This window comes from Thioalkalivibrio sp. ALE10 (assembly GCF_000381385.1).
Classification (GTDB): Bacteria; Pseudomonadota; Gammaproteobacteria; order Ectothiorhodospirales; family Ectothiorhodospiraceae; genus Thioalkalivibrio.
Genome location: NZ_KB906452.1, coordinates 30,998 through 53,533 on the forward strand (window position 1 = coordinate 30,998; position 22,536 = coordinate 53,533).

Annotated in this window: 23 protein-coding genes and 1 other RNA gene; 11 read left to right on the plus strand and 13 right to left on the minus strand. The window is 68.8% G+C overall.

Annotated features, from left to right (window positions below):
• Nucleotides 1–3 precede the first annotated feature (3 nt).
• Genes F788_RS0106580 through rpoE form a run of 3 tightly spaced genes read right to left on the minus strand, consistent with a single transcriptional unit; the run spans nt 4 to nt 2,201 of the window.
• Nucleotides 4–999, minus strand: coding sequence for a MucB/RseB C-terminal domain-containing protein (locus F788_RS0106580; protein WP_018870156.1), 996 nt, complete (start codon nt 997–999; stop codon nt 4–6).
• Between the two features lie 3 nt (nt 1,000–1,002).
• The gene (locus F788_RS0106585; RefSeq protein ID WP_019021918.1) at nt 1,003–1,608 is read right to left on the minus strand and encodes a sigma-E factor negative regulatory protein; all 606 of its coding nucleotides are present in this window, start codon (nt 1,606–1,608) and stop codon (nt 1,003–1,005) included.
• Between the two features lie 14 nt (nt 1,609–1,622).
• The gene (gene rpoE, locus F788_RS0106590; protein WP_018870158.1) at nt 1,623–2,201 is read right to left on the minus strand and encodes an RNA polymerase sigma factor RpoE; all 579 of its coding nucleotides are present in this window, start codon (nt 2,199–2,201) and stop codon (nt 1,623–1,625) included.
• Between the two features lie 144 nt (nt 2,202–2,345).
• Here rpoE and nadB point away from each other — a divergent pair, with 144 nt between their 5' ends.
• Nucleotides 2,346–3,995: an L-aspartate oxidase gene (gene nadB / locus F788_RS0106595; RefSeq protein WP_026300831.1), complete on the plus strand. Its 1,650-nt coding sequence runs from the start codon at nt 2,346–2,348 to the stop codon at nt 3,993–3,995.
• On the opposite strand, the gene orn is transcribed toward nadB, so the two are convergent.
• The gene (gene orn, locus F788_RS0106600) at nt 3,962–4,531 is read right to left on the minus strand and encodes an oligoribonuclease (RefSeq protein ID WP_018870160.1); all 570 of its coding nucleotides are present in this window, start codon (nt 4,529–4,531) and stop codon (nt 3,962–3,964) included. The genes nadB and orn overlap by 34 nt on opposite strands.
• Nucleotides 4,532–4,662: 131 nt before the next feature.
• On the opposite strand from orn, the gene F788_RS0106605 reads away from it, so the two are divergent.
• Genes F788_RS0106605 through rsgA form a run of 3 tightly spaced genes read left to right on the plus strand, consistent with a single transcriptional unit; the run spans nt 4,663 to nt 6,264 of the window.
• Nucleotides 4,663–4,971 (plus strand): cytochrome c, encoded by a 309-nt coding sequence (locus tag F788_RS0106605; protein ID WP_018870161.1) that lies wholly within the window; start codon nt 4,663–4,665, stop codon nt 4,969–4,971.
• A gap of 6 nt (nt 4,972–4,977) precedes the next feature.
• On the plus strand, nt 4,978–5,313 hold the full coding sequence (locus F788_RS0106610) for a 4a-hydroxytetrahydrobiopterin dehydratase (RefSeq protein WP_018947019.1): 336 nt from the start codon (nt 4,978–4,980) through the stop codon (nt 5,311–5,313).
• An 18-nt stretch (nt 5,314–5,331) separates the two neighbouring features.
• A complete protein-coding gene (gene rsgA, locus F788_RS0106615; RefSeq protein WP_019589671.1) occupies nt 5,332–6,264 on the plus strand; it encodes a ribosome small subunit-dependent GTPase A in 933 nt (310 codons plus the stop codon).
• A gap of 36 nt (nt 6,265–6,300) precedes the next feature.
• On the opposite strand, the gene F788_RS0106620 is transcribed toward rsgA, so the two are convergent.
• The 6 genes from F788_RS0106620 to ffs form a co-directional block, all read right to left on the minus strand.
• Nucleotides 6,301–7,092, minus strand: coding sequence for a hypothetical protein (locus F788_RS0106620; protein WP_019021914.1), 792 nt, complete (start codon nt 7,090–7,092; stop codon nt 6,301–6,303).
• 87 nt (nt 7,093–7,179) lie between these two features.
• Complete coding sequence (locus tag F788_RS0106625) at nt 7,180–7,524, minus strand: histidine triad nucleotide-binding protein (RefSeq protein WP_018870165.1); 345 nt, start codon at nt 7,522–7,524, stop codon at nt 7,180–7,182.
• A gap of 35 nt (nt 7,525–7,559) precedes the next feature.
• Nucleotides 7,560–8,150, minus strand: coding sequence for a recombination mediator RecR (gene recR / locus F788_RS0106630; protein ID WP_019589672.1), 591 nt, complete (start codon nt 8,148–8,150; stop codon nt 7,560–7,562).
• Between the two features lie 11 nt (nt 8,151–8,161).
• Nucleotides 8,162–8,488, minus strand: a complete 327-nt coding sequence (locus F788_RS0106635) for a YbaB/EbfC family nucleoid-associated protein (RefSeq protein WP_018870167.1) — start codon at nt 8,486–8,488, stop codon at nt 8,162–8,164.
• Nucleotides 8,485–10,302: a DNA polymerase III subunit gamma/tau gene (gene dnaX / locus F788_RS0106640; protein WP_019589673.1), complete on the minus strand. Its 1,818-nt coding sequence runs from the start codon at nt 10,300–10,302 to the stop codon at nt 8,485–8,487. The genes F788_RS0106635 and dnaX overlap by 4 nt, the downstream gene beginning before the upstream one ends.
• Before the next feature lie 80 nt (nt 10,303–10,382).
• An RNA gene (gene ffs, locus F788_RS13680) (signal recognition particle sRNA small type) lies at nt 10,383–10,479 on the minus strand.
• 165 nt (nt 10,480–10,644) lie between these two features.
• Between ffs and F788_RS0106645 the strand changes: the two genes are divergently transcribed.
• The 4 genes from F788_RS0106645 to F788_RS0106660 all read left to right on the plus strand — a co-directional run bounded on the left by F788_RS0106645 (nt 10,645) and on the right by F788_RS0106660 (nt 15,402).
• Nucleotides 10,645–11,904: a diguanylate cyclase gene (locus F788_RS0106645; RefSeq protein ID WP_019589674.1), complete on the plus strand. Its 1,260-nt coding sequence runs from the start codon at nt 10,645–10,647 to the stop codon at nt 11,902–11,904.
• A 185-nt stretch (nt 11,905–12,089) separates the two neighbouring features.
• A complete protein-coding gene (locus F788_RS0106650) occupies nt 12,090–12,839 on the plus strand; it encodes a glutathione peroxidase (protein ID WP_019589675.1) in 750 nt (249 codons plus the stop codon).
• Nucleotides 12,840–13,010: 171 nt separating this feature from the next.
• The gene (gorA, locus tag F788_RS0106655; RefSeq protein WP_019589676.1) at nt 13,011–14,405 is read left to right on the plus strand and encodes a glutathione-disulfide reductase; all 1,395 of its coding nucleotides are present in this window, start codon (nt 13,011–13,013) and stop codon (nt 14,403–14,405) included.
• A gap of 145 nt (nt 14,406–14,550) precedes the next feature.
• Nucleotides 14,551–15,402 (plus strand): HDOD domain-containing protein, encoded by an 852-nt coding sequence (locus F788_RS0106660; RefSeq protein ID WP_019589677.1) that lies wholly within the window; start codon nt 14,551–14,553, stop codon nt 15,400–15,402.
• A gap of 27 nt (nt 15,403–15,429) precedes the next feature.
• On the opposite strand, the gene guaA is transcribed toward F788_RS0106660, so the two are convergent.
• A complete protein-coding gene (gene guaA, locus F788_RS0106665) occupies nt 15,430–17,007 on the minus strand; it encodes a glutamine-hydrolyzing GMP synthase (RefSeq protein WP_019589678.1) in 1,578 nt (525 codons plus the stop codon).
• A gap of 65 nt (nt 17,008–17,072) precedes the next feature.
• Nucleotides 17,073–18,533, minus strand: coding sequence for an IMP dehydrogenase (gene guaB / locus F788_RS0106670; RefSeq protein WP_019569751.1), 1,461 nt, complete (start codon nt 18,531–18,533; stop codon nt 17,073–17,075).
• A 152-nt stretch (nt 18,534–18,685) separates the two neighbouring features.
• Here guaB and F788_RS0106675 point away from each other — a divergent pair, with 152 nt between their 5' ends.
• The 3 genes from F788_RS0106675 to nadC are packed head-to-tail and all read left to right on the plus strand — an operon-like array spanning nt 18,686 to nt 21,767.
• Nucleotides 18,686–19,450 (plus strand): DUF4197 domain-containing protein, encoded by a 765-nt coding sequence (locus F788_RS0106675; protein ID WP_019589679.1) that lies wholly within the window; start codon nt 18,686–18,688, stop codon nt 19,448–19,450.
• Nucleotides 19,447–20,871, plus strand: coding sequence for an exodeoxyribonuclease VII large subunit (gene xseA, locus F788_RS0106680; RefSeq protein WP_019589680.1), 1,425 nt, complete (start codon nt 19,447–19,449; stop codon nt 20,869–20,871). The genes F788_RS0106675 and xseA overlap by 4 nt, the downstream gene beginning before the upstream one ends.
• Nucleotides 20,868–21,767: a carboxylating nicotinate-nucleotide diphosphorylase gene (gene nadC, locus F788_RS0106685; RefSeq protein ID WP_019589681.1), complete on the plus strand. Its 900-nt coding sequence runs from the start codon at nt 20,868–20,870 to the stop codon at nt 21,765–21,767. Before xseA ends, nadC begins: the two co-directional genes overlap by 4 nt.
• A 4-nt stretch (nt 21,768–21,771) precedes the next feature.
• On the opposite strand, the gene F788_RS0106690 is transcribed toward nadC, so the two are convergent.
• On the minus strand, nt 21,772–22,503 hold the full coding sequence (locus tag F788_RS0106690; protein WP_019589682.1) for a ferredoxin--NADP reductase: 732 nt from the start codon (nt 22,501–22,503) through the stop codon (nt 21,772–21,774).
• Nucleotides 22,504–22,536: the final 33 nt, after the last annotated feature.

The following is a 22,536-nucleotide window of genomic DNA, read 5'->3' on the forward strand; positions in this document are numbered from 1 at the left end:
CAGTCACTCACGCCGGTCCCCGTCGGGCTGCGGCGGATGCATGGCCGCGGCGAGGCGCTCCACGGTCTCGCGGGGCACGTCGCCGACGGCGGTGATCTGATAATCGCCCTCGACCCGGGCCACCGCGTGCGTGGCACCGGCGCGGGTCGCGCCCTCGAACCGGCGCTCGCCTTCCACCGGCTCGACGTACACCGAGACCGAAGCCAGGCCATCGCTGACCACGAAATAGCGGCCGGGCTGTTCCGGATCATCGCTGCTGCGTTCGCGCGCCACCACCAGGCGGAAACCCGACGGCAGTTCACTGAAGCCCCAGTCCCGGCCGTCGGGGTCCGGGCGCAGGTGTCCGCGCTCGGCGCGCACCTCGATGCGGTCGGCGTCTTCACTGACCGGCTCGAGGGCGGCGTCCGGCACGCGGTCCAGCAGTTCGAGATCGGTAAACGCCAGCCGTTCGAGCAGCTGGCCGCTCCCGGAATAGAGCTCGCTGAGCAGCGGCAGGCCGGTGTCTTCGTGCAGGCAGTAGCGGTGGCTGTAGCGCAGCAGGTCACTGGCGCGGGCCAGCAGCATGCGGCAGGCATGTCCGGCCACGCGGCTGCGACCCTGATCCTTGAGGGAATAGCCGTCGTGTTCCGCCAGCAGGTGAACCGGGGAACTCACCGGCCAGCGCGGGGCCGATCCGGCTTCGGCGGCCTGCCCGCCGGAGGCGGCCCCGGTCCCGGACTGGGCACTGAGGCGATCCACCGAGCGCACGACCTCGCGCTCGCGGCCGCTGAGGGTATGCAGCCGTTCGCGATAACCTCCGTCCTCGATGGCGTGGATCACGCGCACCGTATCGAGGCGATCCTTGCGCTGCAGGACGAATGTCCCGCGGTAACTTTCCGAGTGCACGCTCGCGGACATGCGTTCCAGCCACTCGGCGGGGCCGGGATCACTGGCGATCACCGGCAGCGGGAGCAGGGCGACGGAAGCCGCCAGCACCCAGGGCAGACCTCCGCGCATCATGGTTTACTCTTCGCCAACCGAATAACGTACCCGCCCGAAAGCAGCGGAGCCGGGACCGGTCAGGTCGGCGTGGTTCTCGAAATAACGCACGAAGCGCGGGTCCAGCTCCTCGCCCGGCTCGTCCGCGTCGGGCATGCCGGCGCCGCTGGCCGCCTCCTCGGTGCCCGCGGGCGTGCGCGCCGTCTGCACTTCGGCCGGTGCGGGCTCGCCCGCGGCCATGCCGGGCGTCGCGTCGCCACCGGGCTGACCGGTGCCCATCATCTGCATGCCTACCAGGGTCACCACCGCCACGGCCGCCGCTACTCCGGTACCGGCCACCGGCCGGAACCAGCGCGAACGGGTGGCCCGATCGACCCCGGAGTGCTCCGGTTCGACATGCAGCGGCTCTTCTTCGGCCAGTTGTTCGCGCACACCCTCAAGCAGATCCGGTGGCGCGGTCATGCGCATCCCGCCGCGCAGCGAGTCTCCGATCAGGTGATAGCGTTCCCATTGCTTGCGATCTTCTTCCGACTGCAGCAGTTCGTCCACCAGGCGACGCGTCTCGAACGCCTCGGTCTCGTCGTCCACCAGGGCCGAAAGACGCTCCGTCTTGCTGACTTGTTCACTCATACGATCATGCTCATTCAGTCGTTCAACAATGGTCGCAAGGTCTCGTCGATGGCCTCGCGCGCCCGGAAGATGCGCGACCGGACCGTGCCGATCGGACATCCCATGGTCTGCGCGATTTCCTCGTAGCTCAGACCTTCGATCTCGCGCAGAGTGATCGCGGTCCGCAGATCGTCCGGCAGCTCGTCGATCGTGCGCTGGACGGCCGCCTCTATCTCCTGCGACAGCGCTTCCCCCTCGGGGGTTGCATTGTCCTTGAGAGCGGAATCGCCCCCCATTTGTTCGGCATCCTGCGCATCGACCTCGGATTCGGGCCGGCGCCGCCCCTGGGAGACGAGATGATTCTTGGCGGTGTTGATGGCGATCCGGTACAGCCAGGTGTAGAACGCACTTTCGCCGCGAAAGTTCGCGAGTCCGCGATAGGCCTTGATAAAGGCTTCCTGGGCGATGTCCAGGGCCGTGGCGTGGTCGTGCACATAGCGGCCGACAAGATTCACGATCTTGTGCTGATACTTCAGGACCAGGATGTCGAAGGCCTCTTTCTCGCCATTCTGGACACGCCGAACCAGGGCCTCGTCGGAAGCCTTCTCGCTCATCCGGGGACTCCCGTTCGGCGACTCGTCTCCAGTATTCTAGGGTTCATGGACCGCCTGACCTGCATGAAGTTCGAAACCCGCTCGCCGGGGATTGCTCCCGGCTTCCCGGCCATTGCGCAACAAGCGCAAAACGTTACCTGACGCATGGATACAGCACAACAAGCCCGCAAAGCCGACGTGCTGGTAATCGGCAGCGGTGCGGCCGGACTGAGCGCGGCCCTGCATCTCGCCCCGCATCGCCGAGTCGTGGTCCTCAGCAAGGGCCCGGTGGACGAGGGCTCGACCCGCTATGCCCAGGGCGGCATCTCGGCAGTGCTCGACCGCCAGGATTCCTTCGACGCCCACATCGACGACACCATCGACGCCGGTGCCGGGCTGTGCGATGCGGACGCGGTGCGCCGCACCGTCGCGGCCGGGCCCGAGGCGATCCAGTGGCTGCTCAACCTCGGGGTGCCGTTCACGCGCGAATCCTTCGAGGGCCGCAGCCGGCTGCATCTGACGCGCGAGGGCGGGCACAGCGCCCGCCGCGTGGCACATGCCGCCGATGCCACCGGCCGCGCGATCGAGGACGCGCTGGTGCGCAGCACCGGCGACACCGCCAGCATCGACGTACTCGAACGCCATGTGGCGGTGGATCTGATCACCTCGCGGGTGGACGGCGTGCGCCGCGTGGTCGGGGCCTATGTCCAGGACACCGCGACCCGCGAGGTACAGACGATCATGGCCCCCACGGTGATCATGGCCACCGGAGGCGCCAGCCGGGTCTATCTGTACAGCTCCAATCCCGACGGCGCCACCGGCGACGGGATTGCGATGGCCTGGCGGGCGGGGTGCCGGGTCGCGAACATGGAATTCATGCAGTTCCATCCGACCTGCCTGTACCACCCGCAGGCCAAGTCGTTCCTGATCTCCGAGGCGGTGCGCGGCGAAGGCGGACTGCTCAAGCTGCCCGACGGCGAACGCTTCATGCCGCGCTTCGACGAGCGTGGCGAGCTGGCCCCGCGCGACATCGTGGCGCGCGCGGTGGACCACGAGATGAAGCGTCTCGGGATCGACCATGTGTATCTCGACATCAGCCACAAGCCGGCGGATTTCATCCGCGAACACTTCCCCACCATTCACGAACGCTGCCTGGAATACGGCTTCGACATGACGCGCGAGCCGTTGCCGGTGGTGCCGGCCGCGCACTACACCTGCGGCGGGGTGGTGGTGAACCCGTTCGGGCAGACCGACCTGCCGGGGCTTTACGCCGCCGGCGAGGTCTCCTGCACCGGGCTGCACGGGGCCAACCGCATGGCCAGCAACTCGCTGCTGGAATGCCTGGTCTACGCCCGCGCCGCAGCCGAGCACATCCTGTCGCAGACCGATCTGCCCGCCCCCGAGGCCCTGCCGGTCCCGGCGGCCTGGGACGAATCCCGGGTGACCGAGTCGGAAGAGGAAGTGGTGGTGGCGCACGACTGGGACGAACTGCGCCGGCTGATGTGGGACTACGTCGGGATCGTGCGCACCCGCAGCCGGTTGCAGCGCGCGCAGCGGCGCATCCGCATCCTGCAGGAAGAAATCCACGAATATTACAGCCACTACCGGATCTCGCCCGACCTGATCGAGCTGCGCAACCTGGGCATGGTGGCGGAGATCATCGTGCAGAGCGCGCTGGCCCGACGCGAGAGCCGCGGCCTGCATTACCTGCTGGATTACCCCGAACGCGATCCGGAACTGGACGGCACCCCCACCGTGCTGGTGCCGCCCTCGCCCGCCGGTCAGCTGGCGGGGCGCGCCGCCGGCGGGAGCTGAATGAACTTTTCGCGATAGTGCCGCAATTCGTCGATCGAGTCGCGGATGTCCTGCAGGGCCTGATGCGAGGCGTTCTTCGACAGCCCCTGGAGCACGTCCGGCGCCCAGCGCCGCGCCAGTTCCTTGAGCGTGGACACGTCGAGATTGCGGTAGTGGAACCAGGCCTCCAGCTCCGGCATGTTGCGCGCCAGGAAACGGCGATCCTGACAGATGGAATTGCCGCACATCGGCGACTGCCCCTTCGGCACCCACTTCTCCAGAAACGCCAGCGTCTCGCGCTCCGCGGCGGCCTCGTCGTGGTCGCTGTGGCGCACGCGATCCAGCAGGCCGGATTCGCCGTGCGTGCGCTGGTTCCAGGCGTCCAGCCCGTCCAGCACCGCCGGCGACTGGAACACCGCGACCACCGGGCCCTCGGCCAGGATCTCGAGGTGCTTGTCGGTTACGATGGTCGCCACTTCGATGATCCGGTCGGTTTCCGGCTCCAGGCCGGTCATTTCCAGGTCGATCCAGATCAGATTTTCCGCACTCGCCGTCATTGTCTCTCCTCTGCGGCACCCGGTCGTGCCCTATGATGGCGCGATGCAGTCTATCATCATGGGGACGGGCCCCGGGGGCCCGTCGCATCGAGCAACGAACAAGACCGGCATCCACGAAAAAGGAGGGCCCCATGCGACACCTCACCACCTCTCTGGCCGCCCTGGCGCTGGCCGGCGGCATGACCGCCACCGCGCAGGCGAACGACGAAATCCGGATGGGCCAGGATCTGCACGAGAACAACTGCGTCAGCTGCCACGCCGACATGCACGGCGGCGACGGCTCCGGGATGTACACCCGTGACGACCGCATGGTCGGCGATCATGATGAACTCGTATCGATGGTCCGGCGCTGCGACGCCAACATCGGCACCGCCTTCTTCGATGACGAGATCGAAGCCATCGTGGCCTACCTCAACGACGAATACTACGGATTCGACTGAACCCCCATGAGCGATCTGAAGACGCGTCACTGCCAGGCCTGCGAAGGCTTTACCGACCCGATGCCGGCCGAGGAGGCGACCCGGGCCCTGGGCCAGCTGCACGAATCCTGGGAACTGGGCGGCGACACGAAGGACATCCGGCGCGAGTTCCGCTTCCGCAACTTCCACGAGACCATGGCCTTCGTGAACGCGGTGGCCTGGATCGCCCATGTCGAGGATCACCATCCCGACATGGAAGTCGGCTTCAACCGTTGCCGGGTCCAGTTCTCCACCCACGCGGTGGGCGGACTGACCGAAAACGATTTCATCTGCGCCGCGCGCGTGGATGCGCTGTTCGACTGACCCGTCGATGCAGCCTGCATGAGCCGGTCCGCCCGGAACCCGGGATCCGCGGTCCACACGACCGCGGATCCCCTGCCCGTCCGCGCGCGGGTTGCCGCCCGCCTCAACCAGAGGGCCGACCTCCTCGACGAGGACGGCCATCTGCATCGCGTGCAGCTGCAGCGCCGCACGGGGGATCTGGTCTGCGGGGACCGCGTGGAAACCGACGGCCACCGCATCCGGCGCCGCGAACCGCGCCGCAATGCACTGGTGCGGCGCGACGGTTACGGCCGCCGCAAGACCATCGCCGCCGAAGTGGACCGGGTCTGGATCGTGGTGGCGGCCGAGCCGGCACCGGCGCGTTTCCTGATCGACCGCTTCCTGGTGGCGATCCACAACCTGCCGGCCGAACCCCGGCTGCTGTTCAACAAATGCGAACTGGATCCCGACGGCGCGCAGCGCCTGGACCGGCAGTACGGCCATCTGGGCCTGCACGCCCTGCCGGTCAGCGTGCACGAAGGCACCGGGCTGGACGCCCTGGCGGCGGCCGCCGAGGGGGGCAGCAACATCCTCGTCGGCCAGTCCGGCACCGGCAAGTCCTCGCTGATCGATGCGCTGCTGCGCCACGCCGGCAACGCGCCGGAACAGGCCCTGCAAACCGCGACCCTGGGGCAGACCGGCGAAGGGCGCCACACCACCACCACGGCGCGCTGGTATCCGCTGGCGGGCGATGGCGCGTGGATCGATTCGCCCGGGGTGCGCGACTTCACGCCGGAGCTGGACGACGCTGACGCGCTCGAGCGCGGTTTCCCGGACATCGCCGAACGGGCCCGGGAATGCCGCTTTCGCGACTGCCGGCACGCGGCCGAACCGGGGTGTGCGGTGGGAGCGGCGGTCGCCGCCGGTGAGCTGCCGCGGGAACGGCTGGAGGCCTGGCAGGAACTGCGGGCGGAGACCCGGCGCCGGGACTGAGCCCGGCAGCGGCCCCGCGTCACGATTCAGAACGAATCAGAAGGTCAGGCCCATCTCCACGCCGAACACCGACGAGGAACCGCCGGATTCGGGACGCATGCCGTCGAATTCCAGCCGGTCTTCCATCCAGCCTTCGGAGGATTCCAGCGAATAGTCGTCGTAGAACAGGCTCATCGACAGCTCGCTGTCGTTGCGCAGGCGGAGGCTGCCGTCGAGGCTCAGATAGCTGGCGCCACGCGTGTGATCGCGCGGTTGCAGGCCACCTCCCGCAGCGACCGTTTCGCGCGAATCGCCCGCCAGCGGCTGGCGCACGCCAACCCGCAGCTGGCTGTCGAAACCGCCCGACTCGAAGGTAGGGCCGAAGCTGAAGTCGGTAAAATAGGAAGTGGTACCCGCATCCTCGCGCAGGTGTCCCGGCGCAGAGCGCGACTCCATACCGAAGCCCAGATCGATCCCGTACCCCAGGCCACTGGACCCCAGGCGCTGGCGGAAAGCGCCGGTCGCCTCGAAACGATCGCCCACACCGGTGATGTCGTCCGCCGGACGCGACACCGCGTCGGCATCCAGCATCAGGCGATAACGCGGATCGGGACGGGTCTCTCCGCCCGCACCCGCCGCACCGGAGAAGGAGGACAGGTCGCCCACCCCCGCAACCGGATCGCCGCCGTCGAGATTCAGGGTCCGGGTCACGGAGAAGCGAGTGGTGTCGTCTTCGACCACTTCGGCCGCCGCAACCATCGGCGTCGCGCACGTCGCGACCAGCATCAGCGGCACCGCCAGCCGGGCAACAACGCGCGCACGGCCCGGCGAATTCCCCGCCCCGGCCATGGCCGTTGTGCCGTCATGATTTCCGCGTCGCTTCACGCCCGTTCTTCCGTTTGTCACGGCGCCGGCCTCCCCGGCCCGTCGTGTTCGCTAGCCCGGGGGCCAGCCGAGAGGCCGACCACCGAGCAGGTGCATATGTATATGGTAGACCGTCTGACCGCCCTGCTGGTTGCAGTTCATCACGGTACGATAGCCGTCCTCGGCATAGCCCCGTTCGGCGGCGATGCCGGCCGCCACCCGGGCCATGTTGCCGACGGTTTCCGCGTCCTCGGCGGTGAGGTCGTTCAGGGTCGCGATGTGCCGCCGCGGAATCACCAGGACATGCAGCGGCGCCTGGGGATGCAGGTCCTCGAAGGCGATCACGTCATCGGTCTCGCGGACGATGGTCGCGGGGATCTCCCCGGCCACGATCTTGCAAAAGATGCAGTCTTCCATGGTGCCTCCACCGCGCCCGGCCAGCGCGATTTATATCAGTAATCGCGGCGCCCCGACAAGGCGTGCGCCAGGGTCCCCGCATCGGTGTATTCCAGCTCCCCGCCACTGGGGATCCCCTGCGCGATGCGCGTGGCGCGGATTCCCAGGCGCCCGGCCATCTCGGCCAGGTAGTGGGCGGTGACCTCGCCCTCCACGGAGGTGTTCGTGGCGAGTATCAGCTCCTCGGTGCCCTGCTGGCGCAGGCGTTCCTCGAGCCGGTCCAGCCCCAGTTCTTCGGGGCCGATGCCGTCCAGCGGCGACAGCCGCCCCAGAAGCACGTGGAAGCGACCGTTGAAGTCGGTCGCCGCCTCGATGGCCATCACGTCGCCGGGGCTCTCGACCACGCACAGGACGTGGTCGTCGCGATCGGGATCCAGACAGCGATCGCAGGTCTCCGCCGAAGTCAGCGTCCGGCACACCGAACAGTGGCCGATGTTCTCCACCGCGGCGTCCACCGCCCGTGCCAGGCGCCGTGCGCCCTCGCGGTCGCGTTCCAGCAGGTGCAGCGCCATGCGCCGGGCCGACTTGCCACCCACTCCCGGCAGGCAGCGCAGTGCCTGGACCAGGTCGTCGAGTTCGGTATCCACCGCGGTCCGGCTCAGAACGGCAGTTTCATGCCCGCCGGCAGGCCCATGCCGCTGGTCAGTTCACTCATGCGTTCCTGACTGGTGGTATCCACCTTGTGCACGGCATCGTTGATGGCCGCCGCCACCAGATCCTCGATCATATCGGGATCGTCCTGGAACAGGCTGGGGTCGATCCGCACCTTGCGTGCTTCGTGCTTGCCGGTCAGGGTCACGCTGACCAGCCCGCCGCCGGCCTGGCCCTCGACCTCCATCTCGGCCAGCTCGGCCTGCACGCGCTGCATTTCTTCCTGCATTTTCTGGGCCTGCTTCATCATGTTGCCCATGCCGCCTTTCATCATTTTCGGTTCTCCTGTCCCGCTGTTCCGGGGTCCTGATTAAGTGTCGGGTCGTCGTCGCGCAGGCGCACCGGGCCGAGTTCGGCCCCGAAGCGTTCGTGCAGCGCCTGCACCACCGGGTCCTGCCGCATGGCGGATTCAGCCTCAGCCTGACGCGCCTCGGCATCCGCCGCAAGACGCGCGGCCGGCGTGTCACCACCGGCTCCTTCCTGATCCACGATCTCCAGACGCACGCCGCGGCCGAGATGCGCCTCCAGGGACCTGGACAAGCGTTCCCGGGCCCGTTCCGTGCACAGCATGCGGTAGTCGGTCGGCAGCGCGAGCGTCAGCCGCTCCGCATCCAGCGAACGAAATTCGGCCTGCAGCGCGATTTCCCGCGCGGTACCCGCGGGAAGACCTGCGGCAAATGCATGCCAGTCGAATTCGCCCTCGGCCACCGGAGCGGCGGGCACCGGGTCCGGGGCCGGACGGGGATCGTCCGCCGCATCGGGTCCGGCGGTCTTCTCCGGGGGCGCGGAGGCCGGGGCCGCATGCGGCTCGCGTACCGCGCCGGCCTCCCCGGCATCCGGCCCGCGCGTGGAAGGCGGGCTTGCCCGCGCCGGCTCCGGGGCCTCGGCCGCGGCACGGGACGCGGGCTCGGCCTGCACCGCCGGGCCCCGGTTCGCGGGGTTCCCGGGCCGGCCAGCCGCGCCGCTCCCGCCGGTTGTGGTACCGGACGCGGGCTCCGGCGAGCCCTCCGGACGGAAGGCCAGCAGCCGCAGCAGGGTCATTTCGACCCCCATGCGCGGTTCCGGTGCATACGGCAGGTCGCGTACGCCATGGATCAGGATCTGATAGGCGAGCTGGATCGCCTCGGGGTCTTCGCGGCCGGCGGCCTCGCGCGCCCAGTCCAGGCCCGCTTCGCCGCCATCGGCCACCTCGCCCGCCACCTGCAGCACCGCCACCCGGTGCAGCAATGAGGCCAGTTCATCCAGAAGCCGCGACCAGTCCGGCCCCAGGGCATCCAGCTCGGCGAGACCGTGGACCAGCGCCGCACCGTCCCCGGCGAACACTGCATCCAGCAGCCCGGTCAGCCGGGTGCGTGGCAGCAGCCCCAGCATGTCGCAGGTCGCCCCCTCGCTCAGCTGATCGCCGGCGTAGGCGATGGCCTGGTCGGTGAGACTGAGCGCATCGCGCATCGAGCCCTCGGCCGCCTCGGCCAGACGCAGCAGCGCACCGGGTTCGGCACCCACGCCCTCGGTCTCGAGCACCCCGGTCAGATAATCGGCGATCAGCGGCGCCGGCATCGGCTTGAGGTTGAACTGGAGACAGCGCGACAGCACCGTCACCGGCAGCTTCTGCGGGTCGGTGGTCGCCAGCAGGAACTTCACGTGTTCCGGCGGTTCTTCCAGGGTCTTGAGCAGCGCGTTGAAGCTCTTCTCCGACAGCATGTGCACCTCGTCGATGAGGTACACCTTGAAGCGGCCGGTGGTGGGGGCGTAGGACACGTTGTCCAGCAGCTCGCGGGTGTCGTCCACCCGGGTGCGCGAGGCGGCGTCGACCTCGATCAGGTCAAGGTGCCGCCCCTCGGCGATCTCCACGCAGGAACGGCACTGGCCGCAGGGTTCGGCGGTCACCCCCGTCTCGCAGTTGAGACAGCGCGCCAGAATGCGCGCCACGGTGGTCTTGCCCACGCCGCGGGTGCCGGCGAACAGATAGGCATGATGCAGCCGCTCGCCGGACAGCGCATTGGAGAGCGCGCGCACCACGTGCGGCTGACCGACGAGATCCTCGAAACGTGAGGGCCGCCACTTGCGGGCCAGAACCTGGTGACTCATGCCTCTCCCATGGACGGAGCGGTCGCCGTGGCCTCCGGGCACTCGGCCCCACCGGAAAGCGAAACTGGAAGGGAGGTGGCCCGCACCCGCCACACCCCGGCGCCCGACGCAGTTGCTACCGTTGCTCCCTTCCGGGCCTGGCGGGGTTCACAACCTGTCGTCGCGAGGGGACTGATACGGACCACCATAACGCTGTTGGCCGCACGGATCACCGCCGCCCGACCGAACCCGAAAGCATCAGGGTTTCGGCCACGCACGTCAACCTCGATTCGGCGCCCGCGCTCGCAACCCCGCGTCGGCCGGGGTAAAATGCCGGCCCCAGTCGCTTCAGCCGGGATCCCCATGGCCGCTTCAGCCGCGTCGTTCTTTCACGGCCTCCCGGACGCCGTCTACATCATCGATCCGGAGACCTCGCGGATCATCGACGGCAACGAAAAGGCGCATGCCAGCCTCGGGCTCAGCCGTGACCAGCTCCTGCACGAATCGGTGATGTCGCTCCAGACCGGCGTACAGGGCATGCCGGCCTGGAGCGAGATCGCCGAGGTCATCCGCAACCAGGCGCCCTATCGCTTCCTCGGCGAGCACCGCCACGCGGACGGTTCGGCCATCCCGGTGGAGATCCTGACGTCGGTGCAGCATGTCGACGGGCGCGAGTATTTCGTGTCGGTCGCCCGCGAGATCCCCGAACGCGGGTCGTCGCCGGACGAGGACGCCGGCCGCGAACACTGGCAGGTCCTGTACGACATCGCCGAGGGGGTCTGGGACTGGTATCCGCAGCAGGAACGTCTGGTGTTCAGCCCGAACCTGAAGTCCCTGCTGGGGTACGGTCCCGACGAGATGGAAGAGGTCATCGACACCTGGAAGGACAACGTGCACCCCGAGGACCGGCCGCTGGTCCTGACCAAACTGGAGGATCATCTGGCCGGCCGCCGGCCCGCCTTTCACGCCGAATACCGGCTGCGCAACCGCAACGGGCACTATCTGTGGGTCTCCGACCGCGGACGCATCGTGCTGCGGGACGACCACGGAAAGCCACTGCGGGTCTGCGGCATGATCCACGACGTGACCGACGCCAAGACCCTCGAACTGTCCCTTCAGCAAAGGGCGGATTACTGCTCGCTCACCAGCCTTTACAACCGCCGGCGGGGACAGGAACTGTTCGAGAAGGCCTTCACCGCCTGCGAGCACGAGGATCGGCCCCTGGCGCTGCTGGCGCTGGATCTCGACGAATTCAAGACCATCAACGATCGTCACGGCCATCAGGCTGGAGACACGGTACTGGAACGTTTCGGCGAGCGCATCCGCGAATCGCTGCCGGAACACGCCATCGCCATGCGCTGGGGTGGCGAGGAATTCATGATCGCCCTGCCGGGTGCGGACCCGGTCCGGGCCGAGGACTTCGCCGAGACCCTGCGAGCCGCCGTGGCCGGGGCCCGCTGGCCCGAACCGCTGAACCGCTCACGCGTCACCGTCAGCATCGGGGCGGCGCTGTTCCCCCGCGATGCCGGTGCCCCCGGCCAGCTGATCTCCGTTGCGGACCAGGCCCTCTACCGCGCCAAGCACGACGGCCGCAACCGCGTGATCCTGGCGCGTCCGGCATGAAGGTCCATGGCGAGGCCCTTCCCCCGGCGACCTCGATCATAGCCTTGGGCTAATATCATTTTAATTATAAAAGATTAGATTTATCGAAGAGCGTCCCTTAATCTTGCACCTGTCGTCGGCCACGGGCCGGCACATGACTTTTCACCCGTTTCCGAAACCGCAATCTGCAACAGGAGAGAGAGAACATGGAACTGGAAAATCGCGAAGGTCAGCGCGTCCCGGAAGTCACCTTCCGCTGCCGCAAGGACAACGACTGGAACGACGTCCGCAGCGCGGACATCTTCAGCGGCCGCAACGTGGTGGTGTTCGCCCTGCCGGGCGCCTTCACCCCGACCTGCTCCTCGGCCCACGTGCCGCGCTACAACGAGCTGGCGCCGGTTCTGAAGAAGCACGGCATCGACGAGGTCGTGTGCATCTCGGTCAATGACGGCTTCGTGATGGAGGCCTGGCAGGCCGACCAGGAGGCCGACCGCATCACCTTCCTGGCGGACGGCAACGGCGAGTTCACCGAGAAGATGGGCATGCTGGTCGACAAGAGCGACCTCGGCTTCGGCGAGCGTTCCTGGCGCTATTCCATGCTGGTGCGCGACGGCGTGATCGAGAAGCAGTTCATCGAGCCGGACGAGCCGGGCGACCCCTTCGTGGTCTCCGACGCCGACACCATGCTGTCGTACGTGGCGCCGGATGCGGCCTGCCCCGAGGACGTGGTGGTATTCACCAAACCGGGCTGCCCGTACTGCGCCAGCGCGAAGCAGATGCTGGAGGACGCGGACCTGGACTTCGAGGAGATCGTGCTCGGCCGTGACGCCAGCCTGCGCAGCCTGCGCGCCGCCACCGGCGCGATGACCGTGCCCCAGGTGTTCGTCGGCGGCCACCGCATCGGCGGCTCCGAAGAACTGGAGCAGTGGATCCACCGCGAGCGCCAGGCGGCGTGATCCCGGATCCGGGGCGGGACCGGCCCGCCCCGGCCACCACGGGTGGCCATCCGTGTCCGCAGGCCGCCCCCCTCGGACCTGCGGACACGGATGGCGGACCCCGGCGACCGCTCCTTGAGCGCTCGCCGTGGCAGACTTCGATTCAGACCGACAATGAACAGGGAACAGAGCATGGAACACTACGACATCATCGTGATCGGCGGCGGCAGCGGCGGCCTGGCGGTGGCCGAACGCACCGCGCCCCATGGCGCCCGCGTCGCCGTGTTCGACCCGAAGCCGCTGGGCGGGACCTGCGTGAACGAGGGCTGCGTGCCCAAAAAGCTCACCTGGTACGCCGCGGAACACATGAGCCAGGCCCGCCAGGCCGGCGAATTCGCCGTGGACGTGGACATCCGCGGCATTCGCTACGGCGAGCTGGCCGAGCAACGGCAAAAGCTGCTCGGCAACCTGAACGAGTTCTGGTCCGGGCACCTGGAAAAGCTGGGCGTGACCCACATCGCCGAGCGCGCCCGGCTGAACGGAAGCGACAGCGTGATCAGCGAAAGCGGCACCGAATACCGCGCCGATCGCATTGTGCTGGCCATGGGCGGGGCGCCGGTGGTGCCGCCGCTGGAAGGGGCCGAACTGGGCGCGACCTCGGACGACTTCTTCCAGTGGACCGAACTGCCGCAGTCCATCGCCGTGATCGGGGCTGGCTACATCGGCCTGGAGATGGCCGGGATGCTGCGCTCCATGGGCGTGCAGACCGACGTAGTCGCGATGGAAGATCGCGTGCTGGAGATGTTCGATCCCGCCATCAGCGACGCCCTGGACCAGCACATGGAGCACCAGGGCATCGGCCGTCACCTCGGGGTGAAGGTGGCCGGGCTGGGCGGCGAACCGGGCGCGGTCACCGTGCAGCTGGAAGGCGGTGAAGAACTCGGCCCCTACCAGCAGGTACTGTGGGCCGTCGGCCGCAAGCCGGCGACCGCGGACATGGGGCTGGAAGAGGCCGGCGTGGAAATCGGTCCCGGCGGCACCATCCCGGTGGACGAATGGCAGGCAACCAATGTCGAGGGGATCTACGCCCTGGGGGACATCATCGGCAAGGGCCCGCTGACCCCGGTGGCGATCGCTGCCGGCCGGCGTCTGGCCGAGCACTGGTATGCCCCCGAAAACAACCCGGTGCCGGTGGACTACGAACAGATCCCCACGGTGACCTTCACCCATCCCACCGCCGGCATGGTCGGACTGACCGAGCCGCAGGCGGTGGAACGCCACGGCGATTCGGTGCGGGTCTACGAGACCCGCTTCGGTGGCCTCGACCGGGCCTTTGCGGAAGGCGAGGTCCCGCCGGTGGTGATGAAGCTGGTGTGCGCCGGGGATGACGAAAAGGTGGTCGGCATCCACATGATCGGCCCCCACGTCGACGAGATGCTGCAGGGCTTCGCGGTGGCGGTGCGCATGGGTGCGACCAAGCGCGACCTCGACCTGACCATCCCGCTGCATCCCACCAGCGCCGAGGAACTGGTGACCCTCAAGCAGGGCCGCCCCGGCCGCGCGGAGGGCCTCGCCGAAGCCGCCTGACCTGCGCTACGGCACCCCGCCGCGCAGGCGCGTGCTACGGGGTTGCGGGCCACCATCCGGGCGACGGCCCATGGGACCTGCAACCCCGAAAGCCGGTGGCTGTGGCATACTTCACGCCACAGAAACGCCGCACGGAGTGCATCTTTTGGCTACCCGCACGGATGTCGAAAACTTCCTCGAGAAACTGCGAAGCGACCTCGACCGGCAGCTGGTGGACATCCCCACCCTGCCGGACATCTCCGTGCAGGCGCTGTTCATCGTGCAGGACGACAACAGCACGATCGCCGACCTGGTCAACCTGATCTCGCGCGACACCGCCCTGGCCTCGCGTCTGGTACGCCAGGCCAACAGCCCCGCCTATCGCGGGCTGCATCGCTGCTCCACCATCCACTCGGCCGTGACCCGACTGGGCATGGAACGAGTGCGCCAGGTCGTGCTGACCCATTCGATGAAGGAAGTCTTCCAGACCGGCAACGAGGCCATCCGCGAGCGCATGGAACAGCTCTGGGCCCACAGCCTGGAGGTCGCGGTCCTCAGCTACCTGCTGGCCCGCCGGCAGCGCCATCTGGACGCGGACATCGCGCTGCTGGCCGGACTGGTCCACGACATCGGCGCCGTGCCCATTCTGCGTCGCGCCGAGAAGGTGGAAGAGATCTACGAGGATCCGCGCGCGATCCAGGCCGCGATCGACGCGGCCCACGTGGCGATGGGCCGGGCGATGCTCAAGAGCTGGAACTTCGACCCGGAGATCGTGCGCGCGGTGGGCGATCACGAAAAGATCCGCCAGGATCCGGGCGCCCACGAGCCGGTCTCCTACACCGACATCCTGCAGGCCGCCAACATCGAGTCCTACGGTGGCACCCGCCACCGCCTCGCCACCGTGGACCGGAGCGAGGTCCCGGCCTTTCGCCGCCTCACCGGCGACCCCGACCGGCTGACCCTGGACTGGGACACCGACGAGACCGGCCTGAACCACGTCAACCAGATCTTCGAGTAGGAGCGCCCCTCGAGCAGGGGGCGGGACTCACTCCCACTCGATGGTGGCGGGGGGCTTGCCGGAGATGTCGTAGGTCACGCGCGAGATGCCGGGGATCTCGTTGATGATGCGGCGCGAGACGTGGTCGAGGAAGTCGTACGGCAGATGCGCCCAGCGGGCGGTCATGAAGTCGATGGTCTCCACCGCGCGCAGCGCGACCACGTAGTCGTAGCGCCGGCCGTCGCCCATCACCCCCACCGACTTGACCGGCAGGAACACCGCGAACGCCTGCGAGGTCCGGTCGTACAGATCGGCCTTGCGCAGTTCCTCGATGAAGATCGCATCCGCCCGACGCAGCAGATCGGCGTATTCCTTCTTCACCTCACCGAGGATGCGCACGCCCAGGCCGGGCCCCGGGAACGGGTGGCGGTAGACCATTTCGGTGGGCAGGCCCAGTTCGACACCGATCTTGCGCACCTCGTCCTTGAACAGCTCGCGCAGCGGCTCGACCAGACCGAGTTTCATGTTCTCCGGCAGGCCGCCCACGTTGTGGTGCGACTTGATCACATGGGCCTTGCCGGTCTTGGAGTCGGCCGACTCGATCACGTCGGGGTAGATCGTGCCCTGGGCCAGCCACTTCACGTTTTCCAGCTTGCCGGCCTCCTCGTCGAACACGTCGATGAACAGCCCGCCGATCACCTTGCGCTTGGCCTCGGGGTCCTCGATGCCGGCCAGCGCGCTCATGAAGCGGTCTTCGGCATCCACCCGGATCACGTTCACGCCCAGATGGCGGGCGAAGGTCGCCATCACCTGGTCGCCCTCGCCCTCGCGCAGCAGGCCGGTGTCCACGAACACGCAGGTGAGCTGGTCGCCGATCGCCTTGTGCAGCAGCGCGCCCACCACCGAGGAATCCACCCCGCCGGACAGGCCCAGCACCACGCGCTGGTCGCCGACCTGCTCGCGAACCCGCGCGGCCATGTCCTCGATGATGTTGTCGGCGGTCCACAGCGCCTCGCAGCCGCAGATCTCGTAGATGAAACGTTCGAGGATCCGCTGCCCCTGGGTGGTATGCGTGACCTCGGGGTGGAACTGCACGCCGTAGAAGCCGCGGTCCGGGTCGGCCATGCCGGCGATCGGCGCGGAGTCGGTGGAGGCCATCAGACGAAAGCCCTCCGGCAGCTCGGTCACGTGGTCGCCGTGCGACATCCACACGTCGAGCATCCCGTAGCCCTCGGGCGTGGTGTGGTCCTCGATATTGCGGAGCAGCGGGGTATGGCCGCGGGCGCGCACCTGGGCATAGCCGAACTCGCGGCGTTCGGAGGGTTCGACGCGTCCGCCCAGCTGTGCGGCCATGGTCTGCATGCCGTAGCAGATGCCCAGCACCGGCGCGCCCAGCTCGAACACCACGTCCTCGGCACGCGGTGGTGCCTCGACGTTCACCGACTCCGGTCCGCCCGAAAGGATGATGCCGGTGGGCGCGAACGCACGGATGTCCTCCGCCGGCATGTCCCAGGCATGGACCTCGGAATAGACTCCGGCCTCGCGGACGCGGCGGGCGATCAGCTGGGTGTACTGGGAACCGAAGTCCAGTACCAGAATGCGGTGGGCGTGCAGATCCTGGGTCATGAGGTCATCCACTGCCCCGGCCGGGCGGCCGGGGTCTGTGTCGGGGATCCGGCCGGCGGGCCGAATCAGTCCATGCGATAGTTCGGGGCTTCCTTGGTGATCGCCACGTCGTGCACGTGGCTCTCGCGCATGCCGGCGGCCGTCACGCGCACGAACTGTGGCTTGCTGCGCATTTCGGCGATGTTCTGCGCGCCCACGTAGCCCATCGAGGAGCGCAGGCCGCCCATCAGCTGATAGATGATGGCGACGATCGAGCCCTTGTACGGCACGCGGCCCTCGATACCCTCGGGCACGAACTTGTCGGCCGGGGCGTTCGGGTCCTGGAAGTAGCGGTCGGAGGAGCCCTGCTGCATCGCACCCAGCGAGCCCATGCCGCGGTAGATCTTGTAGGAGCGCCCCTGGTAGAGCTCGACCTCGCCCGGCGCCTCCTCGGTGCCGGCGAACATCGAGCCCAGCATCACGCAATGGGCACCGGCGGCCACCGCCTTGGCAAGATCGCCGGAGAAGCGCACGCCGCCATCGGCGATCAGCGGCACGTCGGTCCCTTCCAGGGCCCCGGCCACCTCGGAGATCGCGGTGATCTGCGGCACGCCGACCCCGGCCACCACGCGGGTGGTGCAGATCGAGCCCGGGCCGATACCGACCTTCACCCCGTCGGCGCCGGCGGCCACCAGGTCCTTCGCTGCATCGGCGGTCGCGATGTTGCCGCCCACCACCTGCACGTCCGGGTAGTGCTTCTTCACCCAGGCGACGCGATCCAGCACCCCCTGCGAGTGACCGTGAGCGGTATCCACCACGATCAGGTCCACGCCGGCCTCGACCAGCGCGGCGACGCGCTCGTCGGTGCCCTCGCCCACGCCCACCGCAGCGCCCACGCGCAGGCGGCCGCGCTCGTCCTTGCTGGCATACGGGTGTTCGGTGGACTTCTGGATATCCTTCACGGTGATCATGCCGCGCAGCTCGAAGGCGTCGTTGACCACCAGCACCTTCTCGATGCGGTGCTTGTGCAGCAGACCGAGGATTTCTTCGCGCCCGGCACCCTCGCGCACGGTGACCAGCCGGTCGCGCGGGGTCATGATCTCGGAGACCGGGGCCTCCATGCGGGTCTCGAAGCGCAGATCGCGCGAGGTCACGATGCCGCGCAGATCGTTGCCGTCCACCACCGGCACGCCGGAGATGTGGCTGTCCCGGGTCAGCCGCACCACGTCGCCAATGGAAGCGTCGGGCCCCACGGTGATCGGCTCGCTGATCACCCCGCTTTCGTATTTCTTGACCTGCCAGACCTCGCGGGCCTGGGCCTCGGCCGGCATGTTCTTGTGGACAATGCCGATGCCGCCCTCCTGCGCCATGGCGATCGCCAGGCTGGCCTCGGTCACCGTATCCATGGCCGCGGAGACCAGCGGCGCGCTGAGCGTGATCCCGCGGCTGATCCGGGTGGAGATGTCGACGTCGCGCGGGATGACGTTCGAGTGCCCGGGAATCAGCAGAACGTCATCGAAGGTCAGGGCTTCACCGAGTATCCGCATGCACCACTCCAGACAGGGCCCGGGGACCGGGAGGAAAGAGCCGGACAGTATAGAATCCGGGGCTTGACGGGTAAAGGCGGATCGGGCACGTGCGTCGCATCCGCGGCGCTGCGAAGTTACCCTTGTATCTCCGCATTCCGAAGGGTCCAGACATGTCATCGACATCCCGTCTTGCCGGCCGCCGCCGGTTCTTGTTCCGCCTCCTGCCGGCAACCGCCCTGCTGGCCGCCGCACCCGCCGGCGCCGACTGGTGGGAACGCGGCCGCGAGGCCCTGGGAAGCCTGACCGGGGGCGACAATGGCAGCGCTCTCAGCCAGGACGAGCGCATCGACGCCCTGCGCGAGGCGCTGTCCATCGCCACCCGCAACGCCACCGGCCAACTGGCGCGCCACAACGGCTTCTGGGGGAACCCGGAGGTGCGCATCCCGCTGCCCGGACTGGTGCAGTCCACGCGCGACACCCTCGACCGCTTCGGTGCGGCGGGCCCGGTCGACGACCTGCACGAACGCATGAACCGGGCCGCCGAGGATGCCGCCCCGCAGGCCCGCGAGCTGTTCCTGGACGCCATCGAGGACCTGACCCTGGACGAGGCCCGCGAGATCATCCAGGGCCCCGACGATGCCGCCACCCGCCACTTCGAGACCCGCATGAGCGACCCGCTGGCCGCGCGCATGGAGCCGGTCATCGACGAGGCCCTGCGCGAATCCGGTGCCATCAGTGCCTACAACGACCTGCTGTCCGAGGTCGAGGACATCCCGTTCGTCGCCGACATCGCCTTCGATCCGGTGGACCACGTACTGGGCTACGCGATGTCCGGTCTGTTCGACACTTTGGCGAAGGAAGAGGCGGCGCTGCGCGCCGACCCGGTCGGCCGCGGCACCGAACTTCTGGAACGCGTGTTCGGAGGCGGCGAATGAATGATTCCGCCGCGGTCCTGACCGTGGCCCAGCTGAACCAGTGCGCGGACGGACTGCTGCGCGACGGGCTGGGCTCGGTGCGGGTCGAGGGCGAGGTCTCCAACCTGCGCCGCTACCCGTCGGGCCACCAGTACTTCTCGCTGAAGGACGAGAACGCCAGCGTCAACTGCGTGCTGTTTCGCGGCAACGCCCGGCGCGCGGCGCCCTTCGCGGACGGCGACGCGGTGCAGGTGGGCGGGCGCGCGGGCATCTACCCCGCCCGCGGGCAGTTCCAGATCGTGGTCGAGCGGCTGGAGCCGGCCGGCGAGGGCCGGCTGCTGGCCGCCTTCCAGCGGCTGAAGAAGCAGCTCGAAGCCGAGGGCCTGTTCGACCCCGCGCGCAAGCGGCCGCTGCCGGCGCGGACCCATCGCCTGGGCGTAATCACCTCGGCCCAGGGCGATGTCCGCCACGACATCGAACGCACCCTGGCGCGGCGCTTCCCGCTGCTGCTGCCGGTCACGCTGTATCCCGTTGCGGTCCAGGGCGCCGCGGCGGCCGAACAGATCGTCGCCGCACTGCAGCGTGCCGGCGAGGAACGCGCGGTGGACGTGCTCCTGCTGGCACGCGGCGGCGGTTCGCTGGAGGACCTGCAGGCCTTCAACGAGGAGAGCGTGGCGCGCGCGATCGCGGACTGTCCGATCCCCGTAGTGACCGGCGTGGGCCACGAAAGCGACGTCACCATCGCCGATTTCGTCGCCGACCTGCGCGCCTCCACCCCCACCGCGGCGGCCGAGGCGGTCAGCCCCGACGGCCCCGCCCTGCGCCAGCAGCTCAACCAACTGCGCGCACGCCTGGAACAGCGGCTGGCGCGTCGCATCCACGAGGATCGCGCACGCCTGGAAGGGCTCGCCGGCCGCCTGCAGCGGCGCCATCCGCGGCAGATCCTGGAACGCAACCTCCAGCGCCTGGACGAGCAGCGCGAACGCCTGCAACGCGCCGGGCGGCTGCGTCTGGAACGCGCGGAACAGCGCCTGCAGCGCGCCCGCCTGCGCCTCGCCGGGGCCTCTCCCGGGGCGCGACTGAACCACGCCCGCCTGCGTCTGGACCACCGGCGCCAGCGGCTGCAGCAGGTACGCCCCGACCGCGATCTGGCGACCCGGCGCGAACGCCTCCACCGCCTGGATCAGCGCCTGCGCAGCGCGGCGCAGCGCCAGCTGGATGCACGCCGGCGCCAGTTCGAGGCGAGCCGGCGCCAGCTGCACTCGCTGGATCCCACCGCGGTACTGCGCCGCGGCTACGCCATCCTGTCCACCGAGGACGGCGGACTGCTGCGGGATGCCGCCGACGTGACCCGCGGAGACGCGGTTTCCGCCCGCCTGGCAAGCGGCCACGTCGATCTGACAGTGGTCCGCAGCCACCCGGCAACGGAAGACCCGCAATGACCCTGCACCTTGAAAAGCCCCGCGACCCGTTCGTCCGCGGCCCCGCCGAACCCGACCCCGCCGCGCTGGAGCGCGAGGTGGCCGCCGCGCTGGAGGAGGACCTCGGGCCCGGCGGCATCGCAGCCGACGTGACCGCGGCGCTGGTCCCGGCCGGGCGGCATGCGCGCGCCTCGCTGTGGCTGCGCGAGGATGCCGTCCTCTGCGGCCAGCCCTGGGCGGAACGCGTGCTCGCCCGGCTGGACCCGAACCTGCGCATCGAATGGGCGGTCGCCGAGGGCGAGGCCTGCGCGGCCGAGACCCGGATCGCCCGCATCGAGGGCCCGGCCCGCGCGCTGCTGGCCGGCGAGCGCGCCGCCCTCAACCTGCTGCAGACCCTGTCCGGCACCGCGACCGAGACCGCCCGCTGGGTGGCGCGCCTGCAGGACCACCATGCGCGCATCCTCGACACCCGCAAGACCCTCCCCGGCCTGCGCCACGCGCAGAAGTACGCGGTGCGCATCGGCGGCGGCCACAACCACCGCCTGGGCCTGTGGGACGCGGTGCTGATCAAGGAAAACCACATCGCCGCCTGCGGCTCCATCGCCGCCGCGGTGCAGCAGGCGCGCACGCTGGGCGCCGGGCGCTGGGTCGAGGTGGAGACCGAAAATCTGGAGGAGGTCGACCAGGCGCTGGCCGCCGGGGCCGACGTGATCATGCTGGACGAGCTGGAATCCGCGGATCGCGCCGAGGCAGTGCGGCGCATCCGCGGGCGTGCGATTTCCGAGGCCTCCGGCGGGGTCTCGGCCGCGACCCTGCTGGAAGTCGCCGACTCGGGGGTGGACTACATCTCGGTGGGGGCGCTGACCAAGCACCTGCGGGCGGTGGACCTGTCGCTGCGTCTCGACAGCGACGCCTGACGCCCTACCACCACTTCTCGTATTTGAGCTGCGCCTCGGGGATGCCCCACTCGCCAAGGAGCGTGGCCATATCCTCGATGAACTCGCGCGAGCCGCAGAAATAGAACAGCGCGGCGCGCGGCAGCTCCAGCGACTCCAGCAACGAATGCGAGATCCGCCCGGTATGCCCCAGCCAGTCCTCCGCCTCGCGGGTTACGGTCAGGGTCACGTCGATGTTGTCGGCCTGCGCCAGGCGCTCCAGCTCCTCGGGGAAGAGCACCTCGTCCTGACGCGCCACGCTGTAGACCAGGTGCGCATTCACATCGGGGGCCGACTGGTGCACATAGCGCAGGATGCTGAACAGCGGGGTCACCCCGATGCCGGCCCCCAGCAGCACCACGTTGTCGGCCATGCCGCGCTCGAAGAAGAAGTCCCCCTGCCCCGGCGTGATGTAGACGGTGTCGCCCTCGCGCGCCGCGGTATGCAGGTGATGGGTGGCCGCATGGTGATCGGCATACTTGATGGCCAGCTCCAGGCGGCCGTCATCGCGCGGCGCGGAGACCACCGAATAGCCGCCGACGAAGGGTTTGGCATCGCCCTGCGGGATCACCAGGTCCAGCCACTGGCCGGCGCGCGACACGAAGCGCTGCGGATCCGCCGCCAGGGTGAAGCTGCGGATCAGCGGGGTCACCTGCTCGATGCGCTCGATGCGCGCGGGCATGAAGTGATCGGGCAATGAATCAAGGCCGTGTTCCATGCGGGTTCCTTTATCTCGGGACGGATGCCCGGC